This window comes from Streptomyces sp. DH12 (genome assembly GCF_020873895.1).
GTDB lineage: Bacteria > Actinomycetota > Actinomycetes > Streptomycetales > Streptomycetaceae > Streptomyces.
In genome coordinates, this window is record NZ_JAHWGT010000973.1 from 1 (window position 1) to 462 (window position 462).

At 69.0% G+C, this 462-nt stretch carries 1 pseudogene; it reads left to right on the plus strand.

Annotated elements, in window-relative coordinates:
• Nucleotides 1-462, plus strand: a pseudogene (locus tag LPA54_RS38055) (hypothetical protein); the annotation flags it as partial.

The window sequence follows — 462 nt, forward strand, 5'->3', positions numbered from 1 at the left end:
GGTGCAGACCCACCGTATCGAGGAGCTGTCCCGGCAGGGCCGGCTGCCGCTCACCGACCAGGAGGTCGAGCGCTGGTCCGCCTCGCTCACGGTGGTCCATGCCGCCACGGACCGCCTGTACAAGCTGCTGATCTCCGACGCCGACCTGCGCGAGTGGGCTGACATCGAGTACTTCAGCCCCTGGACGCTCCAGGAGAAGCTGCTCGGCTCCTGGTTCGCGCAGGACTCCGATGCCGGCGCCCCGGACGGCGTGTCCGACGAATCGGAGCTGTACGAGGCGTACGAGGACGACGTTCCGGAGCCCGAGTCGGCCGGGCCGGAGGTGGACGCCCACCGGGCCGAACTGACCGAGCGGTTCGACGACTTCCGGGACGATCCCCTGGGCGGCCGGAGCCCGTACGGGAATCAGACGGACGAACTGGTGCGTCTCGTTCAGGACCTGCTGACCACACTGTCCTCCTC